Source organism: Brevibacillus dissolubilis (genome assembly GCF_006170445.1).
Classification (GTDB): Bacteria; Bacillota; Bacilli; order Brevibacillales; family Brevibacillaceae; genus Brevibacillus_B; species Brevibacillus_B dissolubilis.
The window spans coordinates 1-24,022 of record NZ_VCNA01000015.1 but is presented as its reverse complement, the minus strand read 5'-3'; the positions used below and the strand labels follow the sequence as shown (position 1 = coordinate 24,022).

The window sequence follows — 24,022 nt, the reverse complement described above, 5'->3', positions numbered from 1 at the left end:
GTTGTCTGTTCGTTTATGTTGCAATAAAGGGTGTCTGATGTATGTATGTCTTGTCGTCAACCTGATTCATGAGGAAGTGCGCGATATCTTGGTTGGTCATCTTCAAGCCCGGCAGATCGGTCAGGCTTTCTTTTATGCCTCCCCATTCGGGACCTTCCACCACAAAAGGCAGCCGGATCAGCGTCCAGTCGAGATGGGGGTGTTGCCGGAGAATCTCTACTTCCTTTTTCTTATCCTGAATCATCTCCGAATAGAAAAGTTCAAACATCTTGGCACCGATCCTGTTCAACAGCCCCTTGTTGTCTCCTTCGAGATTGAGAGAACCTCCTGTAACGCCGATATATCTCCTGATATGCATTTCCGTCATGGTTGCAAGAATCTGTTGGGTCACACTGCTGTAGATGGGTGTATCTTTCATCGGCTGGCCAAAGGCATTCACCACGATATGGCAACCTGTCAGCAGTTGTCTGATGGAATCTGGGTTTTGGACACTGCCTTCCAGAATCTCGATTCGATCATCGCGGAAAGACAGCTTCTGTGGATTTCTCACAAGCATCCGAACCCGATAACCATGTTCTAGTGCTTTTGAAGCGAGATGACGTCCTACTTTGCCCGTCCCACCGATTAACGCGATTTGATTTTGATAACTCCGATCCATTCAACCATCTCCTATTGCTCCCATATATTTTAATAATAGTAACAAAATAGTTTGTTATATCCATTCGTTACGAAAAATTATTTGTAGATTTCCATTGTTTTGCATGTATTTCTATTCATGATCGTGTAACCTTTTATTAAGTATTATTGCTAAAAATAAGAAAAAAGAAAGAGAGGGGAGAATCATCATGCATTCATTCGTAACTCAGTCATGGAAGAAATCAACAGCTATGCTGCTTACCGCTGTTTTGATGGTAGCCAGCATTTTCTTTCCGGCCCATACCAAGGCAGAGACGATCTACACCGTCGCTCAGGCGATTAGCCAGCCGAATGGGACAACCCTTAGCGTACAGGGTTATATCGTAGGGGTGCCAGTCGGTGTCGGCGTGGTACAGTACTCTAATTTTACCAGTGATTACGCGTTGGCGATTGCCGACCAGCCAAGTGAGACACAGCTTGGCAAAATGCTGTTCGTCAAGCTGGAGACCCAGCACCGTGGGGAGTTCGGTTTGCAGACCAATCCCGATAAGAAGGGTGCCTTGATCAAAGCAGTCGGCAAGCGTGACGCCTACTTCAGCCATACGGGTCTCAAGTATGTGACGACGGTTGAACTGGCTGGCGATACAGGAGGAACCGACCCAGGTACAGATCCGGGAACCGATCCAGGCACTGATCCTGGTACAGACCCAGGTACAGATCCAGGTACAGATCCAGGAACAGACCCGGGCACTGATCCAGGAACTGATCCAGGTACGGACCCAGGAACTGGTGGTGGCGGCACAACCGATCCTTCTACTGATCCGAACTACACCTACTACCAGACAGCCTACAACAAATCCGGCAGTGCACTCAAACAAGCGCTCCACGATATCATCGACAACCACAAAAAGCTTTCCTATGACGCGGTATGGGGCGCCCTGCGCGATACCGATGAAGACCCGAACAATCCGAACAACGTCATCCTGCTCTACACCGGCCGCTCCCAGTCCAAGCTGGCTAACGGCGGTGGAGTCAATGACTGGAACCGTGAACACGTCTGGGCGAAGTCCCATGGTGATTTCGGTACGACAGCAGGAGCGGGCACCGACCTGCACCACCTGCGCCCGACAGACGTAAGTGTCAACTCTTCACGCGGCAACCTTGATTTTGACAATGGCGGTGTCTACCACAGCGAAGCAACTCTGTGCCGTTATGACTCTGACTCTTGGGAGCCACGCGATGCGGTCAAGGGCGATGTAGCTCGTATGCTCTTCTACATGGCTGTCCGCTACGAGGGCGATGTCTCAGGTGAGCCTAACCTCGAGATGGCTGACAAAGTCAACAACGGAACCGCTCCATATCATGGCAAGCTGTCCACCCTGCTTCAGTGGCATCTGCAGGACCCGGTAGACAGCACGGAGATTCGCCGCAACAACATCATTTTTTCCAAGTACCAAGGCAACCGTAATCCATTCATCGATCATCCAGAGTGGGTAGAGTTGATCTGGTAATAGCATAGCCTGTGCAAAAGCCCTCCCATCGGTTTCAGAACTGGGGAGGGCTTTTGCTATTCACACATAAGGCAGGGGAAGGTACTGAGCGCTTGTAGAAAAACACGAACGTTTACAGATAAAATAAATTTAATTTACGTACTTTATATTTATTTTATTCCAAGTTCATGTGATAATACCAATATTCCAATTAAGTTACTAAAGGAGCGAATTTTTGTGTTCCCAACCATGAACTCTCTGAAAAAGCCAGCAGCTCTGCTGTTCGTAGCCGGCCTGATGGTACCAACTCTGCTGTTCCCAACCAACTCTCAAGCGGAGAATACCGTCGCTGCGAATGAAGCTACCAGTGCGTCTGTGACCGCTGACTCTACAACCGATCCATACTACAGCTACTACCAGACGGCCTATGGCAAAACGGGCACGGCTCTGAAATCCGCTCTGCATAATATCATCGACGATCATAAAAAACTTTCCTATGACTCACTCTGGGCAGCTCTGCGCGACACCGACGAAGATCCGAACAATCCGAACAACGTCATCCTGCTCTACACAGGCCGTTCCCAGTCCAAGCTGACCAACGGCGGCTTAGTCAACGACTGGAACCGTGAACACGTCTGGGCGAAGTCCCACGGTGGTTTTGGCGAGACAGCAGGCGCGGGTACCGACCTGCACCACATCCGTCCGGCTGACGTATCTGTCAACTCTGCGCGCGGTAACCTTGATTTTGACAATGGTGGTGTCTACCACAGCGAAGCGACCCTCTGCCGCTATGACTCCGACTCCTGGGAGCCTCGTGATGCGGTCAAAGGCGACGTAGCCCGCATGCTGCTCTACATGGCTGTCCGTTATGAAGGCGATGTGTCCGGTGAGCCGAACCTCGAAATGAAGGATGCGGTTAACACAGGCACTGCTCCCTACCACGGCAAGCTTTCCACCCTCCTGCAATGGCACCTGCAAGATCCGGTAGACAGCTTCGAGATGCGCCGCAACAATATCATCTATACCAAATACCAAGGCAACCGCAACCCGTTCATCGACCATCCAGAGTGGGTTGACCTGATCTGGTAATCCGAATCTTATAGAGAAGAAGCGAAAGCCTCTCCGTCGGCCCTGTATGGCTGTGGAGGGCTTTTTGCTTTTATTTCCAACCAAAGGAATAGATGCATACCCCCACCAATACAATGACAATAAAGCATACGGCCCAAACCATAGACAACCTACCCCAAAAGAGGTGTTGTAACCCATGCTGCACATTGTCGCCTGTATCAAGCAAGTTCCAGACACCAAGATCATCAAAATGAACCCGAAGACCAACACGATGGACCGCTCCAGCGCTCCGGCGATCCTCAATCCCTACGATGCCCACGCCGTCGAGGAAGCGGTACGGCTCAAGGCCCGCTATGGAGGCATCGTCTCCGTCGTCACCATGGGGCCGCCGCCAGCGGTCAAAGCGATCAAAAAATGCATCGAGATCGGCGCAGATGAAGGCTACATGATTACCGACCGTGCTTTTGCCGGTGCCGATACGCTGGCGACCAGCTATGCCTTGACCAAGGCACTGGAGAAAATCGCCAAGATCAGACCCATCGACCTGATCATCTGCGGCAAAATGACGATTGACGGTGACACTGGACAGGTCGGGCCTGGGATCGCTCGCCGTTTGGACATCCCACCGCTGACCAATGTCAAAAAAGTCGTCGAGATCAACAAAGCGGAAGGCTTCGCCGTCATCCACCGCAAGCTCGAAGACGGACACGAAGTCATCCAATCCTCCCTCCCATGCCTCTTTTCCGTCGAAAAGGACATCAACGAGATCCCCTACTCACCACTGCCCAACATGCTCAAAGCCGCTCGCTACCAACCCCACATCTGGTCTGTCGACGATCTCGAAGAGGTAGACCGCACCCTGCTCGGACTCAAAGGCTCCCCGACAATCGTATCCAAGGTATGGCCCCCGGAAAAACCAAAAGGCGGCGAACAGCTGCAAGGCACCCCAGCCGAGCAGGTAGATCGACTGCTGGAGATTCTGTTGACCAAAAAAGAACTGTTCGCCGTAAAGGGGGGAGAGTAGATGGCTATCCAAGATCATCGCGGTGTCTGGGTGTTCCTTGAACGCAAAGAAGACACCATCGCACCCGTATCGCTTGAGCTGCTGGGCGCTGGACGCAAGCTCGCCGACAAGCGCGGTGTGCCGCTCGGAGGCATCGTCATCGGACATAAAGTGAAGCCACTCGCCCAGATTGCCGTCGAGTACGGAGCCGACGTGGTGTATGTCTATGACGACCCGATCTTTGAAAACTACCGTACGGAATCATTCATGAAGGCCGTCATCCATGCCTGCGAGAAGCACAAGCCGGAGATTTTCCTCTATGGTGCCACTTCGACCGGGAAAGACCTGGCGAGTGCCGTCGCGACCGATCTGGAGACAGGTCTGACCGCAGACACGACGATGCTTGATGTAGACTCTGAGACCGGCCTTTTGGAAGCAAGCCGCCCGGCATTCGGCGGCAATATCATGGCGACGATCCTCTGTAAAAAGCACCGTCCCCAGATGGCGACCGTCCGCCCCAAAGTGATGAAAGCGCTTGACCCGGAGAAAAAACGCCGCGGTGAAGTGATCGTGGAGACGCTTAAGGTCAAAGAAGAAGACCTCCGTACCAAGGTGCTGGAGATCGTCCGTGACACCACCAAAAAAGTGAAGATCGACGAGGCCGACATCATCGTCGCAGGCGGCAAAGGCTTGGGCAGCAAAGAAGGCTTTGATATCCTGCACCGATTCGCGAGTGTCATCGGCGCTACGGTCGGAGCAAGTCGTGACGCGGTGGAGGCAGGCTGGATCGACCACCATCATCAGGTGGGGCAGACTGGTGTCACGGTTACCCCGAAAATCTATTTTGCCATCGGGATCTCTGGGGCGATCCAGCATCTCGTCGGCATGCAGAACTCGGGCCTGATCATCGCGATCAACAAAGACCCGGAAGCACCGATTTTTCAGGCTTGTCATTACGGAATTGTCGGCGATGCCTTTGAGATCGTGCCGATGCTGATGGAAGCATTCCAAAACGCGTTAGATAAAGAGGTGCAATATGGCGGAAAAATTTGATGTAATCGTGGTCGGAGCAGGCCCGGCAGGCACCGCGTGCGCGTATACGCTGGCCAAAGCAGGAGTCAATGTCCTATTGATCGAGCGGGGCGAATACCCCGGTTCCAAAAACGTGATGGGCGGCGTCCTCTACCGCAAGATGATGGACGACATCATCCCCGAATTTTATAAGGAAGCCCCGGTGGAACGCCATATCGTCGAGCAGCGCTTCATGATGCTCGATCAGGAATCAGCCGTCACCTTCAGCTACAAGGGCTTGGAGTGGGATCAAGAGCCATACAACAACTTCACCGTGCTGCGCGCCAAGTTCGACCAGTGGTTTGCCGACCAAGCGGTGAAGCAGGGGGCACTCCTGATCAACGAGACCGTCGTCCGCGAGTGTATCGTCGAGAACGGCAAAGTCGTCGGTGTCCGTACCGACCGCCCTGAAGGCGACCTCTACGCCGATGTCGTGGTGCTTGCAGACGGGGTCAACTCGCTTCTCGCCAAATCGCTCGGCTTCCACAAAGAATTCCGTCCAGATGAAGTAGCCCTCGCTGTCATGGAAGTGCTCAAGCTGGACAAAAAGATCATCGAAGACCGCTTCAGCCTCGAAGGCAACCAAGGCTGCACCTTCGAAATCTTCGGTGACTCGACCAAAGGCGTCCTCGGCACCGCCTGGCTCTACACCAACAAAGACAGCGTCAACATCGGTGTCGGCGCGATGCTCTCCGGCCTGATCAAGCACAAGATGAAGCCCTACGAATTACTCGACTATGTCAAAAATCACCCCGTCCTGCGCCCCTACATCCAAGGATGTGAGCAGCAGGAATACTTGGCCCACCTCATCCCAGAGGGCGGCTACCACTCGATGCCGCGCGTAGTAGGCAACGGTGTCATCGTCGTCGGTGACGCAGCCCAGCTGGTCAATGCCATCCACCGCGAAGGCTCCAACATGGCGATGGCCTCCGGTGTCATGGCAGCGGACACGATCATCCAAGCCAGAGAGCTGGGCGGAGACTTCTCCGAGCGTGGCCTCGACAACTACCGGGTCAACCTGCTCAACAGCTTCGTCGGCCAAGACCTGAAGAAGTACAAGGACGCGACGCACCACTTCGAGAAATTCCCGCACTATTTTGATAAATACATCCCAATGATGAACCGTGCTGCCAGCCAAATGTTTACCATCGATGGCACGCCCAAACGGGAAAAGCAAAAGAAGATCTGGAACGACCTTGGCTCAGCAGGCGAGAAGTTCCGTATGGCGCGTGACTTGTTCCAAGCATGGAGGGTGATGAAATAGTGACACAGCCACAACTGCCGAAAGGCCAATCCATTGAGGAAAAGCAGTACCTCGTCCGCTTCAAGGCTGACACCCAGTCCCATCTGCACGTCCTAAGCTCAGATGTCTGTGCCACCCAATGCCCGGATAAGCTCTGCACCATCTTTTGTCCGGCTGAAGTCTATAAATGGGAAGAGGTCCGCATGCACGTAGGCTACGAAGGTTGCCACGAGTGTGGAAGCTGCCGTATCGGTTGCCCCTATGAGAATATCAAGTGGGAGTATCCAAAAGGCGGTCATGGCATCATCTTCCGACTCGGGTAAGTGCCTATGTATAATTATTTTAAAATCGGCGATCACGTCATCTATATCCGCGATGGTGTAAGAGGCACGGTACTGGGGATCACGGAAGGGGCCTGCCAGGTAGTGTGGGAGGATCAGTTTGTGAGCTGGGAGAATGTCGAGATGCTACAGAAGATTGAGTAAGATGGAATAGGAACGTTTAGGGTACAAGGTTGCTGACTAGGATAAGGTCAGGCAGCCTTTTTTCTTTATTCCTGTTAAAAACGAAGGGAGAGTTGACTACTATGTCAAAAATCACAACTTTTTTAATGTTCGAAGGCAAGGCAGAAGAAGCGATGAATTTTTATGTCTCGTTGTTTGACCAGTCCGAAATCGTAAGTATTGCCCGTTACGGTCCCAACGAGCCGGGAGCAGAGGGAAGCGTAATCCAAGCTACCTTCACACTTAACGGACAACCATTTATGTGTATCGACAGCTTTGTGAAGCATGCGTTCACTTTTACGCCGTCTATTTCCTTGTATGTAAATTGTGAGACGGAAGAAGAGCTTGATCGTCTCTATCAACAATTATCACAGGATGGAGCGGTATTGATGCCGTTAGACGCCTATCCATTCAGCAAAAAGTACGGTTGGGTCACAGACCGCTTCGGCGTTTCATGGCAATTAAACCTTGTTTAATGATTTCCTTATTCTATCAATAGATCACGCCCATTCATGTTGAACTCTCCCAGCACAATCGGTATTATTAATAAATAGCTAAAATGCGTGTGAAAGGTTGATTTCGCCATGGAAAATGAAAACAAACCCGCCACCTCCTCGAACTTTATCAAGAACATCATCGTGGAGGACCTCAAAAACGGTAAAGTGGACACGATCATCACTCGTTTCCCGCCAGAACCTAACGGCTACTTACATATCGGACATGCCAAGTCCATCGTGCTCAACTTCGAGTTGGCGAAAGAATTCAACGGCAAAACCAACCTGCGTTTTGACGACACCAACCCGGTCAAGGAAGACATCGAGTTCGTAGAATCGATCAAAGAAGACGTGAAATGGCTCGGATTCGAATGGGACGGCTTATTCTTCGCATCCGACTATTTCGAGGAAATGTACAACCGCGCTGTGCTGCTCATCAAAAAAGGCAAAGCGTACGTCGACGACCTGACCGCAGAAGAATTCCGTCAAATCCGCGGCACACTGACCGAACCGGGTAAAGAAAGCCCATACCGCAGCCGTTCTGTCGAAGAGAACCTCGACCTGTTCGAGCGTATGCGCAAAGGCGAGTTCCGGGACGGAGAAAAAGTACTCCGCGCCAAAATCGACATGTCTTCCCCGAACATCACCATGCGTGACCCAGTTATTTACCGCATCGCTCATGCCCATCACCACAACACCGGTGACCAATGGTGCATCTACCCGATGTATGACTTCGCGCATCCACTCGAAGACGCGATCGAAGGCATCACGCACTCCATCTGTACTCTGGAGTTCGAAGACCACCGTCCACTGTATGACTGGGTGATTGCAGAGTGCGAGATGGAGAGTGTCCCTCGCCAATACGAGTTTGCCCGCCTCAACCTGACCAACACCGTCATGAGTAAGCGCAAGCTCAAGCAGCTCGTAGAGGAAGGCCATGTCGACGGCTGGGACGACCCACGCATGCCGACCGTATCTGGTCTGCGCCGCCGCGGTTACACACCGGAAGCGATCCGCACCTTCTGCCGTGAGATTGGTGTAGCACGCGCCAACAGCACCGTCGAATCCTCCTATCTGGAGCACTTCATCCGCGAAGACCTCAAGCTCAAGGCACCTCGTACCATGGGTGTCGTCCGTCCGCTCAAGCTGGTCATCACCAACTATCCAGAAGGCCAAGTCGAATGGCTCGACGCTGAGATCAACCCGGAAAACGAAGAGATGGGCATGCGCCAAATCCCATTCTCCCGTGAGATTTACATCGAGCAAGACGACTTCATGGAAAACCCACCGGCAAAATACTTCCGCCTCTTCCCAGGCAACGAAGTACGCCTCAAGCACGCTTATTTCGTCAAATGCACCGATGTGATTAAAGACGAGAACGGCAATGTCACCGAGATTCACTGTACCTACGACCCAGAGACCAAATCCGGCTCCGGCTTCACCGGTCGCAAAGTAAAAGGCACGATCCACTGGGTAGATGCCACCCACGCGGTACCGGCTGAATTCCGTCTCTATGAACCACTCATCCTCGACGACCAAGAAGACAAAGACGAGGAGAAAACCTTCCTCGATCTCATCAACCCGAACTCGCTTGAGATCCTGCATGGTTTCGTAGAACCGAACATGTCCGAGGCCAAAGCACACGACAAGTTCCAATTCTTCCGTCACGGCTACTTCAACGTAGATCCGAAGCACACGACCAAGGATCACCTCGTATTCAACCTGATCGCGTCGCTGAAGAGCTCGTTTGATCCGAAGAAAAAGTAGATTCGCTAAGGAACAGATAACCTAGGGATCACGGAAACGATCGAACCTCAGTGATCCTATGAAATATGCTACAAACGAAAAGGCTGTCGCCCCCGACTCAACAGGGAGCAACAGCCTTTTTCCTATTTTCCAACAACCCCTCGATACGTCAGCACACCCTTCAGTGCCAGACGGAAATCCTCCAACGCCTTCACACGCCACTCACGCTCTGCCGGATCAAACATCTCCAGATAACGGTTCTTCACGATCTGCTCCGTCCGCTTGTCGCTGGTTCCGTGCCAATACAGACGGTTCTCATCCACCGTATATTTCACCGAATCAACAGACGCAACCGTACCATCCCCCAGTGTCCCGAATTCAAATGTGGTTGAGTACAACTTTTTCTGCGGAAATCTCTTCGTCTGCAGCTGATACAGATACTCTGTCATATCACCGCTCGTCGTATAGTACTCCTCCGAATCAGGCGTATACACCAACGGATAGCCGAACGCCTTGATGGCTTCATCCTCTTTTAACGTCTCGGAACCCGAGCTGAAAATACTCATCTGGTACCTAGGCCCGTACCCAGTGTGCAAATCGATGTGTACGATATTTTGGTACGTGTCATTGAGCATGCTGAGCAAAATGTTCTTCATATACTTCGTCGAAAGCTCATCGCCATCCCCACCGAAATAGACCCCCTGGGGATTTGAGTACTGCCCGCTGAGCAATGCCTTACGGAGCGACTCACTGCCTGCATCCAGCAGATTGTAGGCGAGACCGACGTGGAAGCCAAGCTCGTGTAGCGTACTATTGCCCAGTTGCCGTTGTGGTTGCAGGAAATGATCCCATACCAGATACTCTTGATTCTGCAGATGGTTCAGTGCCTTCCAGTCCATCACGAAGTTACGGTTCAGATCCACATTGTTTTCATTGTAGCGGCGCTTGTTTTTCATCCCCCACGGATTGACCGCGTGAACCAGCATCACCCCGGTGTTGTCCCGATTCAGGCTCCCCAGCTGCTCCTGTACGAAGGCTTCCATCATCGCAGAGCCGACAAATCCCTCGACCCCGTGGACACCTGACGTGAAGACCAGCAGATTCTCTTTTTGTTTAGCAGGATTGATCTGAAGCACATCGATGTAGAGACTTGCTTTCTCATCGATCGGGTAGGAAAAGACCTCGGCCTGATATCCAGCATTGATCAGCTTTTGCCGATACCCGAGAAACCGTGCCCGTGACGGTTCATACTGATTGGGGAAATAGCTCATTTCCTGATCCGCCTCTCCACTCAAATCCACTGGGGCAGACAGCGTAAGCAGGGCAGACGGGACGATATATTCGACCGTAGACCATACCAGAATGGCCGCGCATAAGATATACAACCAACGTTTCAAAAAAAATCCTCCCTTATTCCCCTAGTTATGCAATACTATTAATAAAAATTCATAAAAAGGGGGCAACTGCATTTTGCAATCATCATCTTCTACTCAACCTACTTTATCACGCTCACTCGGACTTGTGCACATCATCGTCATAGGTCTGGGTTACATGGCACCAATGGCTGTATTCGACACATTCGGCATCGTCTCCGGGGAGACTGACGGCCACGTACCAGCCGCTTACATCGTTACGCTCATCGCTATCCTATGCACCGCGTTGAGCTATGGGCATATGGTCCGGATCTATCCGGGGGCGGGCTCTGCTTATACTTATGCACAAAAAACCTTTCATCCGTACATCGGCTTCCTCGTCGGCTGGATTTCCCTGCTCGATTATCTGTTCCTCCCGATGATCAATGCGCTCCTGACCGCCATCTATCTGTCCGCTGCTTTTCCCAATGTACCCGAGTGGGCGTGGATCGTTGGTTTCGTGCTGCTCATTACGTTCCTCAATATTTTCCGTGTCAATGTCAGCGCATCGGTTAATACGCTTCTGGTCTGTTTCCAGATCGCTACCGTACTGATTTTTGCCGCACTCGCCATCCAAGTGATTCAGAGCGGGGCAGGCGGGGGAGATGTCTTCATCCTGCAGCCGTTTTTTGCAGATGATATGTCCCTCTCAAGCGTCCTCACCGGTGCGTCGATTCTCTGCTTCTCGTTCCTCGGCTTCGATGCTGTCTCGACCTTGAGCGAAGAGACCAAAAACCCGAAGAAAACCATCCCGCGCGGCATCCTCCTGATCGCCCTGATCGGCGGTACCCTTTTCACCACCGCCTCTTACTTCGCACAAGTGCTGTTCCCCGACGTCTCGACGTTCCAAGACCCGGAAGCCGCTTCACCTGAGATCGCGCTGTTCATCGGGGGAACCGTGTTCCAAGCTGTCTTCCTCGCCGCGGCCCTGACATCCACACTCGCATCAGGCATCGCTTCCCATGTGAGTGCATCGCGGCTCCTGTATGCGATGGGGCGGGACAACTTTCTGCCGCAAAAATGGTTCGGCTACGTCCACCAAGGCTTGGGTACGCCGCTGTTCAACGTCTGGCTGATCGGAATCCTCTCCCTGATGGCCCTGTTCCTCGATCTCTTAACCGCTACTTCTTTCATCAACTTCGGGGCATTGACCGCCTTCACCTTCGTTAATCTCTCCGTCATCGTTCATTTCATCATCAAAGGCAAAGCCCGCACCCCAAAAGACCTGTTCCGCTACCTCATCATCCCACTGGTCGGGACCAGCTTCATCGCATTCCTCTGGCTCAACCTCGAACCGCATTCGCTCATGCTCGGACTCAGCTGGGCAACAGTCGGCCTGCTGTATCTCTGGTACCGGCTCAAATGGTCGAAGCAGCAGGTCTATGAATTTTCGTTCGAAGAATAGAAAAGAAGGCTACTGGCATAACAAAGGCAAGACAAGAGCAAAGCACTGTCGGATTCGGCAAGCTTTGCTCTTTTTTTCTGTCTGGAAAAGGTAATTTACAATTAATTCCTAACCAGATATGATTATGTTAAAATAATTAATTCTCTCAAAATAATAACGACTAGAATATGAAAATAGGGGAGGTATCGCCATGTCAAAAACAGCCCTCATCACAGGAGCATCCAGCGGGATCGGACGTGAGCTGGCTATCCGTTTTGCCCAAGACCGCCACAATGTTATCCTTGTCGCGAGAAGCGAAGGCAAGCTCAAAGAACTGGCCGATCAGATACGCACGCAATACGGCGTCACAGTGACGATCATCGCCAAGGACTTGGCAGATATCCACGCCCCGAAGGAAATCTACGACCAGCTTCAGCAAGCAGGTATCCAAGTCGATTACCTCGCCAACAACGCAGGGATCGGCTGCTTCGGTGACTTCGTGACCAATGACATCGATCAAGAGATGCAGCTGATCGACCTGAACGTACGAGCCTTGGCTTACATGAGCCGACTGTTCCTCCCTGATATGGTCAAGCGTCGGCATGGCGGCATCCTCAACGTCGCATCCACCGCCGCCTTCCAGCCGGGTCCGCTCATGGCTAATTACTATGCTTCCAAGTCGTACGTGCTTTCGCTGACGGAAGCCCTAGCTAACGAACTGAAAGGTACGGGGGTTACTATTTCCGCTCTCTGCCCAGGTCCGACCGAGACTGATTTTGTCAAAGAAGCGCATATGGAAGGGTCGAAGCTGTTCAAAGGGGATGTGATGAGTGCCAAGGCCGTTGCCGAGATGGGGTATGACGGGCTGATGGCAGGGCAGACGATCGTGATTCCGGGGTTGAAGAATAAGCTGATGGCATGGTCGGTGAGGCTGGTGCCGAGGAAGTGGGTGCCGGGGATTGTGAGGAAGGTGCAGGAGAAGGGGTAAAAGTTACTGATAGCCATGCGAAAAAGAGGGAATCTAAAACGGATTCTCTTTTTTTAATTTGTTTTATGTTTTAATAGCTAGAATGATCAAAAACAATATACTATACGTATATAACTAATCATTTTGACAATTCTGGCTGGAGGTTATATTTTGTGGATGACTTTATAAAAAACCTAACAGACGATGATTTAATATCCTGTTACGGGAAGCTAATTGCAGAATTAAAACAAAGAGGGATCATTCGGAGCAAAAATGTAGTAGGTGATTTAGGGGAGTACTTAGCCATTAACTATTATTGTAAAACAAAGGGACTACCGAATTTAATACAAGCACCACCTTCAACGAAATATTTTGATGCAATTAGCAATAATGGAGATCGATATAGTATTAATGCGACAACGAGGAAGGTCACGAGTGTATTCTATGGTTTAAATGATCCTGATAGCATGGAAGATGAAGAGAAGAGGTTTGAGTATGTAATTCTGGTTCAATTTGACGAGAATCTAATACTTAAAAGAATTAATGAATTAACTTGGGAGCAGTTTTTAAAATACAAAAGATGGCATAAAACAATGAAAGCTTGGAATCTATCAATTAATAATAAAATGTTAAACGAAAGTAAGACCATCTATTTAAGTGAGTGAGTGTAACAGAATTCTATGTAGAAATATCCAAGGGGGGGTGTGAAAACACCTCTTTTTTTAATTCAGTTGAAAATGAGTGGATTTGGGACAAAAAGGAGAACATATTTTATAAACCTAGCGATTAACATTTGGTATACTTGTTCTATAATCTGAAGTAGCAAGGAAGTGGTTAGATGGCTACGGCAATATCTTTTTTTGCGGGAGCAGGAGGACTGGATACAGGAATTCAGTTAGCTGGATTTGACATTAGATTAACTGTAGAAATAGAAGAAACGTATTGTGAAACACTACGAAATAATCATCCAAATGCCAACATTATTAAAGGCGATATCATGGATTATGATAAAAGTAAGATATTAAAACAGGCAAATTTAACATCGAGTGACGAGATCGATCTACTTTTTGGTGGGAGTCCTTGTCAATCGTTTAGCACAGCAGGAAAAAGGCAGGCTTTTTCTGACCCAAGAGGACAAGCAATGATTAAATTTGCTGAGTTGGTTAGGGAGGTACGCCCTAAAGTGTTCCTGCTTGAAAATGTAAAGGGACTTTTATCTGCTGCTCTCAAGCACAGACCTTTAAATCAACGAGGAAAAGATGCTCCTCCATTAGAACCTGACGAGTTAAGAGGCAGTGCCCTTACTTTTTTATTGGATCAGTTTAAGGATTACAAAGTAGAATATAAATTAATCAACTCTGCTGACTATGGTGTACCCCAAACAAGAGAAAGAGTTTTTTTTGTTGGTGTTAGAAACGATTTAGATTGCAAGTACATTTTCCCAACAAAAACCCATCATGAGAAGGGAATGGAGGGAAAGAAGAGATGGGTCACATTTGGTGAATTACTTGAAAATATGGATGTAATTAACCATCATTATGTTGAGTACTCACTTGATAGATTAGAATATATGAAAATGATTCCCAAAGGGGGGGGGAATTGGCGTGATCTCCCTAAGGATATCGTAAAGAAGGCTATGGGGGGAGCGTATGAATCTGGTGGTGGCAAAGTTGGTTTTTTTAGAAGAATCCACCTTAATAAGCCTGCGCCTACGATGCTTACTTCACCTATTCAAAAAAGCACAAACTTGGGACATCCACTTGAAGATCGACCATTAAGTATCGAAGAATATCTAGCTGTACAACAGTTTCCAATTGATTATAAAGTTGCTGGATCATTATCAAAGCAATATGTACAAGTCGGTAATGCTGTTCCAGTAGGGTTGGCAAAGATCCTGGGTCAATCGATTTATAAACTATTAAATGAAATATATGAAAAACAAAAAATAGATAAAGTTATGAATGAGGTTGCGCTTTCTTCAGCCAGTAACTAGTATTTAAGGTATAGGGTTTTTTATCCTATACCTTTTTGATTTGTAATAGCTGTATACAAAAGTGAAATGAGGAACTCGGATGGATATAGACACTAGTAACAAGATTAAAGAGCATTTGTCTAATGTGATGGAGAGAATCATTGAACGACGTTGTAAAACTGAGCCATTCTCCGAAGAAGAGATAATTAAAGCAAATCCGTTTGGGTTTAGATTAGTCCCTATTGAGGTTTGGAAGGGAGCGAAGTTTGAAAGGTCATTTGTAACTACTTTAGGTCAAGGCATTTTTGAACAGCTAGCTAAAATAATTGCTGAGGGAACAGGTGCTACTGCTGAAAATCAATATAATACTAAACTCCGAATTTGTACTTGGAGACTTGAGAAAATAGATGAAATACTTAAAGCACTTAGGGAAAACAGGAGAAAAACAGATTGGGGACAGGAAGTCTCAGAGATTCTGAGTTTATCAAATGAGCGATTCGAGGAGGTTACTGTAAAATCTGACTTGTACATTTGTCGAACTGATGGTACTAAAGAGTATTATTCTTTTAAGACTGTAAAGCCAAATTTAGATCAAACTGAGAGGGCCAAGCGTGATATGTTACGTCTCCTTTCTGGTGATAGTGAAAATAAAGTTTATTTTGCTTTGCCATTTAATCCAGCAGGTGAAGGTAATCCATATAAAGAGGCAGGATTCACCATACCATTCAAGATATTTGATTTAGACCAAGATGAGAGCGTTTTAATAGGTTCGGAACTCTGGAATAAAATTGGGAATAATGAAGATACCTACGAAGAATTACTTTCTATTTTCAATCAAGTCGGAGGAAAATATTCAGAAATTATTCGGAGTGAGTATTTTGATATATAGGAAAGGCAGGGCTCATCACCCTGCCTCTTACTTTTTCTACTCTTCCACTCACACCCCAAACTGCCCCTCTGCCAACCTCCGATACAACCCATTCCCCACTAACAACTCCTCATGCGTCCCCTCACCACTCACCCGTCCTTTCTCAATCACCACAATCTTCTCCGCCTTCACCACCGTCGACAAGCGATGCGCAATCACCACCGTTGTCCGGCCCTCCATCAGATGCGTCAGCGCCTTCTGTACCAGCTGCTCTGATTCCGAATCCAGATTCGACGTCGCTTCATCTAATAGCAAAATCTGCGGATTCCGCAAAATCGCCCTCGCGATCGCAATCCGCTGGCGCTGACCACCAGACAGCTTGATCCCGCGCTCGCCAATCTCTGTATCATATCCATCCGGCAGCCCCGAGATGAACTCATCCGCATACGCCTGCTTCGCCGCAGCGATGATCTCCGCCTCCGACACATCCCGATCGACCCCATAACAGATATTTTGCCGCACCGTTCCGGCCATCAGCGGGCTCTCCTGTGACACATACCCAAGCTGGCTGCGCCATGAAGAAAGCGAAAAATCCTGGATAGCTGTGTCCCCAAGCAGGATCTCACCCTCGGTCGGGTCGTAAAAACGCTCCAACAAAGAGAAAATTGTCGTTTTCCCACCGCCGCTCGGGCCGACGAAAGCCGTCACCTTGCCTGGTTCGATGGTCAGGGTCAGGTCATGCAGGATACGGTCACTGGTTGCATACGAGAAGCCTACACTGCGCAGATGGATCGGCTGATGGGCATCTGTAACTTCCTTTGTATCCCGACTGCTCTCTGACTCATGGGCGAAAAGAACGCGAATCCGCTCTGTGGCGCCTAGGGCTTTTTGCACGGCTGTATAAAACTGGGCCAGCGAGCCGAACGGCATGACGATTTTAAATAGGTATAACAAAAAGGCTACCAGTTCACCTGCACTTAATTCTCCACTGGAGACCCGGACACCGCCGTAGCCGACGATGAGTGTCAGGACGGTCATCATGGTGAGCTGGACGATTGGGCTTAGGTAGGCATAGATTTTGGCTTCTCGCAGGCTGGATGTGAGCAGCTTGTCGATGCCTTTGGCGCCGTTCGCTTCCTCCAGCGGTTCTGCGTTGAACGACTTGACCAGACGGATTTCGCCCAAGACTTCGGTCAGGAAGCCGGAGAGTTCGGCGGTCTCGTTCTGCAGCTGTCTGGAGATCGCGTGAATCCGGCGGCCAATTGGACGGACGATGAGCGTCAGCACCGGGATAGCGAACAGCAGGACGATCGTCATCTGCCAGTCGATGTAGGTCAAGATGATGATCGAGCCGATGATGGAGATGATGTCGGAGAGAAATGAGACCACATGATTGGAGATAAAATCCTTGATCGCCCCGGTGTCACCTGTCAGGCGGCTGATCGTCTCGCCGGTACGGTTCTGGTCAAAATACGGGATCGGCAGTTTCAAGAGCTTCTCCCAAAAACGTTTTCGTAGACTGGCCACCGTCTTCTGTCCCACATAGGCGAGGAGGTAGATCGACAGTCCAGAGCTGACAGCCTGTGCGACGAAGGCGAGAGCGAGCAGGATGATCAGGCTGGATTGCAAGGCGGCCTGAGAGAGCATGTCCACCATTTCTTTGGTCAGATAAGGGACAACCAGCCCAGCAGCTGTCTGTATGAGGCTGAGCAACATAGCCAGAGCGATCAGGGCCTTGGGTGGGTTTGCTGTTTTGAGCAGCTCGGTGAACGATTTCCAGGAGAGCGTTTCGGTTTTCGTGTTCATAGAAAAGTTTTCCCCACTTCCGTTTTATCTTTTTTTCTATATAGTATTCCACCATCGGTAATGTCCAATCTGTCAGCGACCTGTGTCAATTCCAAGAATTCGCATCGGATATATCAAGGAACTCAAATTTTCCACTTCACATCTTATAAATTTTCCAGTATATTGTTTCGATAAAGAGAGTTATTGGATGGATAATAGGATATGGAGCGGAGGGAATGTATTTATGAAGGTAGCGAAGTTTGGCGGTACTTCACTTGCGAGCGCTGCACAAATCAGAAAAGTTTGTGAAATTATCCAAGCAGATCCGAAGCGCAGGCTGATTGTGGTTTCTGCACCTGGTAAGCGCTTTAAGGAAGATACGAAAGTAACGGATCTGCTGATCGCACTGGCGGAGCAGTTTCTTGCTCACGGTGAAGCAGAGGCTGAGTTGGCCGCCGTCGTGGCACGCTACCAAGAGATCGGGGAAGAGCTTAATCTCCCAGCAGAAGTCATTGCACAGGTGACGGATAATCTCAGACGTCTGCTTTTGCTTGATGCGAGTAATCCTGAGAGCTTCCTCGATTCGGTCAAGGCAGCAGGGGAGGACAACAACGCACAGGTGGTGGCAGCCTACCTGCAAAGCATCGGGGTCAAGGCTTCTTATGCTAGTCCTCGCGAAGCAGGTCTGCTGGTCAGCGGGGAACACGGCAATGCCCAGTTGTTACCGGAGTCCTATGATCGTCTCCGTTCGCTCCGGGAGCGGGAAGGCATTACGATTTTTCCCGGCTTTTTCGGCTACACACCAGATGGAACACTGTTGACCTTCTCCAGAGGTGGGTCTGATGTCACAGGATCGATTCTTGCAGCAGCCATCCAGGCGGAACTCTATGAGAACTTTACCGACGTAGATTCTGTCTATGCGGTTAATCCGAATCTGATCCCGAACCCGCACGAGATCAAAGAGATGACCTACCGCGAGATGCGCGAGCTGTCCTACGGCGGTTTTACCGTGTTTCATGAGGAAGCATTGGCTCCAGCTTTCCGCGCCGGCATCCCAGTCTGTGTAAAAAATACGAATAACCCGACCGCACGCGGAACCATGATCCTCTCTGAGCGTTCCTCCAGCGAGCATACCTTGGCTGGGATCTCCAGTGATAAGGGCTTTTGCAGTATTTATGTAAGTAAGTATCTGATGAACCGAGAGATCGGTTTTGGCCGCAAACTTCTACAAATCTTGGAGGAGGAAAAGCTCTCCTATGAGCATACACCATCCGGGATCGATGATATATCTGTGATTTTGCGCGAACCTGCTTTTACAGAAGAGATCGAGGGGCGTGTTGTGAAACGTATCTGGGAGGAGCTGGATGTTGACCAGATTCATGTAGAGCGTAGCCTCGCCTTGGTGATGATGGTAGGGGAGGGCATGCGCCGTTCTGTCGGTGTCACTGGGCGGGCAGCCAGTGCATTGGCCAAGGCCGGCGTCAACATTGAGATGATCAACCAAGGCTCATCCGAGGTGAGCTTGATGTTCGGGGTCAAAGCCGTTGATGCCGACCGGGCCGTCATCTCTCTGTATGAAGAGTTTTTCGGAAATGTACAAGTTGCCGTGGCAGGGCTTATGTCCTACGGCGAGTAATGATAGATTGGAATCAGGCACTGGTTTGCGGTACGTCCGTGACCAGTGTCTTTTTTGTCCGTACGCGGAAAAACTGTGAAAGATGTCGACTACTTAGAAGATTTGATAGCTTTTGTCTAATGAATTGACGGGGAAATTAAGGGATGGTAGTTTGAAGGTGGAAACTGGTTTTGCTAACTTTATTAACATTTTGCAATCGATCAGCAAGGAGTTGATCATGTTGTCTAAACAGGTAAAAACCTTCCCGTTAACCCCCGTCACCGAACGAATTGAACTGGATCTTTTAAATATGACTGGCCTCACCTCTTGGCATACAGAAGGCAAAACGTATCTGCTGAACCAGATGGAAGCGTGCGATATGGAAGTGATGTTGGGCAACAAGGCAACTCTGCTTGGAAAGGTACCGGGCAAGAACCCCAGCCTCCCTTCGATTGTCATCGGCTCACATATGCATACAACCGCTGAACATACGCGCTATGACGGTCTGATCGGACTGCTTGCCGGTCTGGAGATCGCCCGCTGTCTGAAAGAAACAGGAACGTGTCTTCATCACACACTGGAAATCATCAATGGCACACCATCTGCTGACGAGCTCCAGACGTGTTCAAAAGAGAAAGCCCTCTATTTGGAGATTCATACCGAGCAAGGGCCTGTGTTAAAAGAATCTAAAAAACAACTGGGTGTCGTCACCGGAATCTCAGGCGTACACCGTTTCCGTGTCACTGTCGAGGGAGAGACCTCGCATGCTGGCTCCACCCCGATGAACATGCGCCGTGACGCACTGGTTGGTGCTGCCCAGATGGTGGTGCTGTTAGAGTCGATCTGTCAGCAGCAGTACTATGAGCATGTCGTCGGCACGGTCGAAAACCTGCAGCTTGAGCCCAACCTCGCCGGCTTGATTCCGGGCCGGGTAGAGTTCGACATGGATATCCGCAGCACGGAGGAGGATACAATTCATCAGGTGGTTGCCGTCTTTCTCAAGATGGCAGAAGCGGTTGCCGCCACCAAGGGCCTGCGGGTCAAGCTGGAATGCATCTCCAAAAAAGCTCCCCTCAGCATCCGCGAATACGTGCAAAAGGGGCTGGCGAAAGCATGCAACGCCACCGCCAGCACGGCTTATTTTCCAAGCGGTGCGGACTATGACAATGCATGGTTGGCGTCCGTTGCCCCAGTCGGGATGATTTTTATTCCCGGTATGAACAACGCTTGCGACCTCCAGGCAGATCCTGCATCGGCTGCAGCTGACCTGGCGACAGGGGTGGAGGCCATGGCCCGCGCTCTGATGCTGTTTGACGAGGAATTATTGGCAGCCCGAGTCTCCTGATATCTGTTCCCTGAAAAAAGCCTTTCGGTACATCGCACGCTTGAGATGTGTCGGCGGGCTTTTGCCCATTTATAGAGGGGACAAGCCCAGATTTGCACCCAATTTTGCCTCCTGACCCGTCTTGAGATACACAGAACCCGAGCATCCCAGTCTCAATATGTACCCGCCAACGTGTATGGAATCCAGATCTGTCAGCCAAAGCTGGTATGTGTGTGTAACACCTTTGGATCTGACCAGAGGGAGGCGAGAAGAATATGGATCATTTTGGAAGCAAGGACAAATTCGCACCACTCGCATACATTGAAGGAAAGGGCAACCCGAATCGGGTCGGTTTCACCGTCCGTAATGATTCGAGGGAACAAGGTGGTGCCCGCCGCTTGACTGTGATGGAGGCCGGCACTGACCAAGTTAGGGTAAAGGCTGGTGATGAGAAGGTGCATACCACTTCACCGGACGGAAAAAACCGCCCTGCTTACCCCCATCTTACCTGTAAGATACACTACTTTCGCTATGACAACCATTACGAAGGCTGGAATCTCTGGATGTGGCCCGAGGGTCGGGAGGGAACAGCCGTAGAATTTACGGAGCAAGACGATTTTGGCAAAGTGGCAACGGTTCAATTCACAGACGTAGCAGAGCTAAAGCGCATCGGGCTGATCGTCCGCCGCAGTGTACCCGGCAATGATTGGGCAGAAAAGGAATACGGCGAACGCTTCATCTCTCGCTATAACGAACACGGCCAAACCGAAATTTGGCTGGTGCAAGGGGAGTCTCGCCTGTTTTACCACCGATCCGATGTTGATCTCTCACCCAAAATCGTCCGTGCCACGATTGATGAGTGGAATCAGATTACGCTTGAGACCAACTATCCATTCCGACTCGACGATAACAGGCATGCAGGCATCAGGCTAAGTGGCCCTCACGTCAGGATCAAGGAAGTCCAGCCGTACCGTCATGAAGACGGATGTCTCACCAACAAGGTGAAAATCATGACTGATTCCCCACTGGATTGGCACAAACGTTATCACGTGAGCGTAGATGGTTTTGGTAACGCTTGCGTGGAGCCGGGCAAAATCATCCGCAGTCCGGAATTCGACGACCAGTTCTACTATAGCGGTCACGATCTGGGCAGCACCTACAGCCTCAACCGCACCAAATTCCGCGTCTGGGCACCGACCGCCCACGAAGCCAAACTGGTCATCTATAAAGCCTGGGATGCCCCTGAAGGCAAGGAAATCCCCATGCAGCGAAGTGTCAAAGGAACATGGGTCACCTCGCTCACAGGCAACCACGACGGTCTAATCTACACCTATAAAGTCAAAATCGGCGACCGCTGGAACGAAGCCGTAGACCCCTATGCGAAGGCTGTGACCGTCAATGGTGACCGCGGCGTCGTCATCAATCTGGGCAAAACCAATCCGAAGAACTGGAAGCGATACCCTAAACCGCCTTTTACCCATCCCACCGATGCAATCATCTACGAGCTGCACATCCGCGACCTGTCCATCCACCCAGAGAGCGGCATCACCCACAAAGGCAAATTCCTCGGTCTCGCTGAAGAGAACACCACCGGCCCCCGCGGCGTCAAAACGGGCCTGAACCATATCAAGGACCTCGGGGTCACCCACGTCCAGCTGCTTCCCATCTACAACTACGACACCGCCAGCGTCGACGAGACCAAGCTCGATCAACCCCAATACAACTGGGGCTACGACCCGAAAAATTACAACGCACCAGAAGGCTCATACTCCACTGACCCCTACCGACCGGAAGTCCGCATCCGCGAGCTCAAACAGATGATCCAGACTCTCCACAACAACGGTCTGCGGGTGATCATGGACGTGGTCTTCAACCATACCTATACCGCCCACGAATCCAATCTCGGCCTGCTCGTCCCCGGCTACTACTACCGCTACCATGAAGACGGTACATTCGCCAATGGCACCGGAGTAGGCAACGACACCGCCTCCGAACGCCTGATGATGCGCAAACTCATCATCGATTCCGTCACCTACTGGGCCAAAGAATACGATCTCGACGGCTTCCGCTTCGACCTCATGGGTATTCACGATGTCGAGACCATGAGACAAGTCCGCGCCGCCCTCGATCAGATCGACCCCAGCATCTTAATCATCGGCGAAGGCTGGGACCTCCACACCCCGCTCGACCCCACCCAAAAAGCCTGCCAAGCCAACGCATACCGCATGGACCGCATCGGCCATTTTAACGACGACATCCGAGACGCCCTCAAAGGCAGCGTATTCCTAGGTAGAGAGGGAGGCTTTATCAACGGCGGCCCCAACATGGAACCACGCATCAAAAAAGGGATTGTCGGCGGCATTCACTACAGCCCACAGATATGCACGCACAGCTTCCAGCAGCCAGACCAAGTCGTTACCTACGCAGAAGCCCATGATAACCTCACCCTCTGGGACAAATTAATCCTCACCAATCCTCACTCATCCCAAGAAGACCTCAAACGAATGCACAAACTCGCCACCTCCATCATCCTGACTTCCCAAGGCATCGCTTTTCTCCACGCTGGCCAAGAATTCATGCGAACCAAAGGCGGCGATGAAAACAGCTACCGCTCACCCGACATCATCAACCAATTGGACTGGGAGCGCCGGGCCGCATTCGATCAAGAAGTCGAGTACGTCAAAGGACTGATCCAGCTCCGCAAAAACCACCCAGCCTTCCGTATGACCACCGCCGATCAGATCCGTGAGCACCTTGCCTTCTTTGATACCCCATCAGGAGTTGTAGCCTTTATGTTGAATAACCATGCCAACAACGACCCGGCAACCCGCATCGCTGTTATCCATAACGCCAATCATGCATCAGTCAACATCACCTTACCGTTCCCAGGCCCATGGGGAGTACTTGTTAATGGAGAGCAGGCCGGCAATGAAATTCTCGACATTATTCATACCAGCCTCATTACGGTTCCCCGCACCGCCACTATGGTTTTACAAACAACTCACTGTACTACTTAAACTGATGAGTTATCCTGATATGGCAAAAATGTATACCAACCGGCAAAGAAGGATATCCTAGAGTCTATCAGGGATATCCTTCAAAATTTTATCTACAGGTTTCCTTGACTTTATCTAGCTTTACCTGATAACATGTTCAACGTTCGAGACAACAACAAATAACATTTGATTAATTTTTTTTAGATCAGGTGTTGACTTCTCGATCAGCTGTATGTTAGATTAATAAAGTCGCCTGAGGGAAATACAAAATAAACTCTCCCAGAGAGTTTAGGTGTTTTGTTAAAGGTGTTACAAGATGAATGTCCTTTGAAAACTGAACAGCGAAAGCAAATGATAATTCAGCCAAGCAACAAGTTTTTGACCTAGATCAACTTCAACTTTATTGGAGAGTTTGATCCTGGCTCAGGACGAACGCTGGCGGCGT

Annotated in this window: 20 protein-coding genes; 17 read left to right on the top strand and 3 right to left on the bottom strand. The window is 50.2% G+C overall.

The features are described 5' to 3' along the window. Window positions 1-13 precede the first annotated feature (13 nt). Window positions 14-658, bottom strand: coding sequence for an NAD(P)-dependent oxidoreductase (locus tag FGI41_RS21775; protein ID WP_139492417.1), 645 nt, complete (start codon window positions 656-658; stop codon window positions 14-16). A gap of 187 nt (window positions 659-845) precedes the next feature. On the opposite strand from FGI41_RS21775, the gene FGI41_RS21770 reads away from it, so the two are divergent. The 9 genes from FGI41_RS21770 (at window position 846) to FGI41_RS21735 (ending at window position 9,275) form a co-directional block, all read left to right on the top strand. Further along, window positions 846-2,147 carry an endonuclease gene (locus FGI41_RS21770; protein WP_438358046.1) on the top strand — a complete coding sequence of 434 codons (1,302 nt, stop codon included), beginning with the start codon at window positions 846-848 and terminating at the stop codon, window positions 2,145-2,147. 276 nt (window positions 2,148-2,423) lie between these two features. Next, window positions 2,424-3,215 carry an endonuclease I family protein gene (locus tag FGI41_RS21765; RefSeq protein WP_255298598.1) on the top strand — a complete coding sequence of 264 codons (792 nt, stop codon included), beginning with the start codon at window positions 2,424-2,426 and terminating at the stop codon, window positions 3,213-3,215. Between the two features lie 175 nt (window positions 3,216-3,390). Beyond that, a complete protein-coding gene (locus tag FGI41_RS21760; RefSeq protein WP_139492416.1) occupies window positions 3,391-4,218 on the top strand; it encodes an electron transfer flavoprotein subunit beta/FixA family protein in 828 nt (275 codons plus the stop codon). Next, window positions 4,219-5,250: an electron transfer flavoprotein subunit alpha/FixB family protein gene (locus FGI41_RS21755; protein ID WP_139492415.1), complete on the top strand. Its 1,032-nt coding sequence runs from the start codon at window positions 4,219-4,221 to the stop codon at window positions 5,248-5,250. It abuts the gene before it with no gap. Next, entirely contained in the window at window positions 5,234-6,532 is a 1,299-nt protein-coding gene (locus FGI41_RS21750) for an FAD-dependent oxidoreductase (protein WP_139492414.1), read from the top strand. The genes FGI41_RS21755 and FGI41_RS21750 overlap by 17 nt, the downstream gene beginning before the upstream one ends. Continuing rightward, on the top strand, window positions 6,514-6,834 hold the full coding sequence (locus FGI41_RS21745; RefSeq protein WP_139492413.1) for a ferredoxin family protein: 321 nt from the start codon (window positions 6,514-6,516) through the stop codon (window positions 6,832-6,834). The genes FGI41_RS21750 and FGI41_RS21745 overlap by 19 nt, the downstream gene beginning before the upstream one ends. Before the next feature lie 6 nt (window positions 6,835-6,840). Beyond that, entirely contained in the window at window positions 6,841-6,996 is a 156-nt protein-coding gene (locus FGI41_RS25140) for a hypothetical protein (protein WP_176560392.1), read from the top strand. 101 nt (window positions 6,997-7,097) lie between these two features. Continuing rightward, window positions 7,098-7,490 carry a VOC family protein gene (locus tag FGI41_RS21740; protein WP_139492412.1) on the top strand — a complete coding sequence of 131 codons (393 nt, stop codon included), beginning with the start codon at window positions 7,098-7,100 and terminating at the stop codon, window positions 7,488-7,490. Window positions 7,491-7,598: 108 nt separating this feature from the next. Beyond that, window positions 7,599-9,275 carry a glutamine--tRNA ligase/YqeY domain fusion protein gene (locus tag FGI41_RS21735; RefSeq protein WP_139492411.1) on the top strand — a complete coding sequence of 559 codons (1,677 nt, stop codon included), beginning with the start codon at window positions 7,599-7,601 and terminating at the stop codon, window positions 9,273-9,275. A 122-nt stretch (window positions 9,276-9,397) separates the two neighbouring features. Here FGI41_RS21735 and FGI41_RS21730 read toward each other — a convergent pair whose 3' ends face one another. Further along, on the bottom strand, window positions 9,398-10,651 hold the full coding sequence (locus FGI41_RS21730) for a M14 family metallopeptidase (RefSeq protein WP_139492410.1): 1,254 nt from the start codon (window positions 10,649-10,651) through the stop codon (window positions 9,398-9,400). Between the two features lie 73 nt (window positions 10,652-10,724). Here FGI41_RS21730 and FGI41_RS21725 point away from each other — a divergent pair, with 73 nt between their 5' ends. From FGI41_RS21725 to FGI41_RS21705, 5 genes are all read left to right on the top strand, one after another. Beyond that, window positions 10,725-12,071 carry an APC family permease gene (locus tag FGI41_RS21725; RefSeq protein ID WP_255298590.1) on the top strand — a complete coding sequence of 449 codons (1,347 nt, stop codon included), beginning with the start codon at window positions 10,725-10,727 and terminating at the stop codon, window positions 12,069-12,071. Window positions 12,072-12,261: 190 nt separating this feature from the next. Beyond that, the gene (locus tag FGI41_RS21720) at window positions 12,262-13,038 is read left to right on the top strand and encodes an SDR family NAD(P)-dependent oxidoreductase (protein ID WP_139492409.1); all 777 of its coding nucleotides are present in this window, start codon (window positions 12,262-12,264) and stop codon (window positions 13,036-13,038) included. Window positions 13,039-13,190: 152 nt separating this feature from the next. Further along, window positions 13,191-13,682, top strand: a complete 492-nt coding sequence (locus FGI41_RS21715) for a hypothetical protein (protein ID WP_139492408.1) — start codon at window positions 13,191-13,193, stop codon at window positions 13,680-13,682. A 173-nt stretch (window positions 13,683-13,855) separates the two neighbouring features. Beyond that, a complete protein-coding gene (locus FGI41_RS21710) occupies window positions 13,856-15,010 on the top strand; it encodes a DNA cytosine methyltransferase (RefSeq protein ID WP_139492407.1) in 1,155 nt (384 codons plus the stop codon). Window positions 15,011-15,089: 79 nt separating this feature from the next. Next, window positions 15,090-15,878: a TdeIII family type II restriction endonuclease gene (locus FGI41_RS21705; RefSeq protein ID WP_139492406.1), complete on the top strand. Its 789-nt coding sequence runs from the start codon at window positions 15,090-15,092 to the stop codon at window positions 15,876-15,878. A gap of 48 nt (window positions 15,879-15,926) precedes the next feature. Here the strand turns inward: FGI41_RS21705 and FGI41_RS21700 are convergent, their stop codons facing one another. After that, window positions 15,927-17,663 carry an ABC transporter ATP-binding protein gene (locus tag FGI41_RS21700; RefSeq protein WP_139492405.1) on the bottom strand — a complete coding sequence of 579 codons (1,737 nt, stop codon included), beginning with the start codon at window positions 17,661-17,663 and terminating at the stop codon, window positions 15,927-15,929. 223 nt (window positions 17,664-17,886) lie between these two features. On the opposite strand from FGI41_RS21700, the gene FGI41_RS21695 reads away from it, so the two are divergent. The 3 genes from FGI41_RS21695 to pulA all read left to right on the top strand — a co-directional run bounded on the left by FGI41_RS21695 (window position 17,887) and on the right by pulA (window position 23,598). Then, a complete protein-coding gene (locus tag FGI41_RS21695; protein ID WP_139492404.1) occupies window positions 17,887-19,278 on the top strand; it encodes an aspartate kinase in 1,392 nt (463 codons plus the stop codon). 217 nt (window positions 19,279-19,495) lie between these two features. Continuing rightward, window positions 19,496-20,602 (top strand): peptidase dimerization domain-containing protein, encoded by a 1,107-nt coding sequence (locus FGI41_RS21690; RefSeq protein WP_139492403.1) that lies wholly within the window; start codon window positions 19,496-19,498, stop codon window positions 20,600-20,602. A gap of 254 nt (window positions 20,603-20,856) precedes the next feature. Next, a complete protein-coding gene (gene pulA / locus FGI41_RS21685) occupies window positions 20,857-23,598 on the top strand; it encodes a type I pullulanase (RefSeq protein WP_255298589.1) in 2,742 nt (913 codons plus the stop codon). Window positions 23,599-24,022 lie beyond the last annotated feature (424 nt).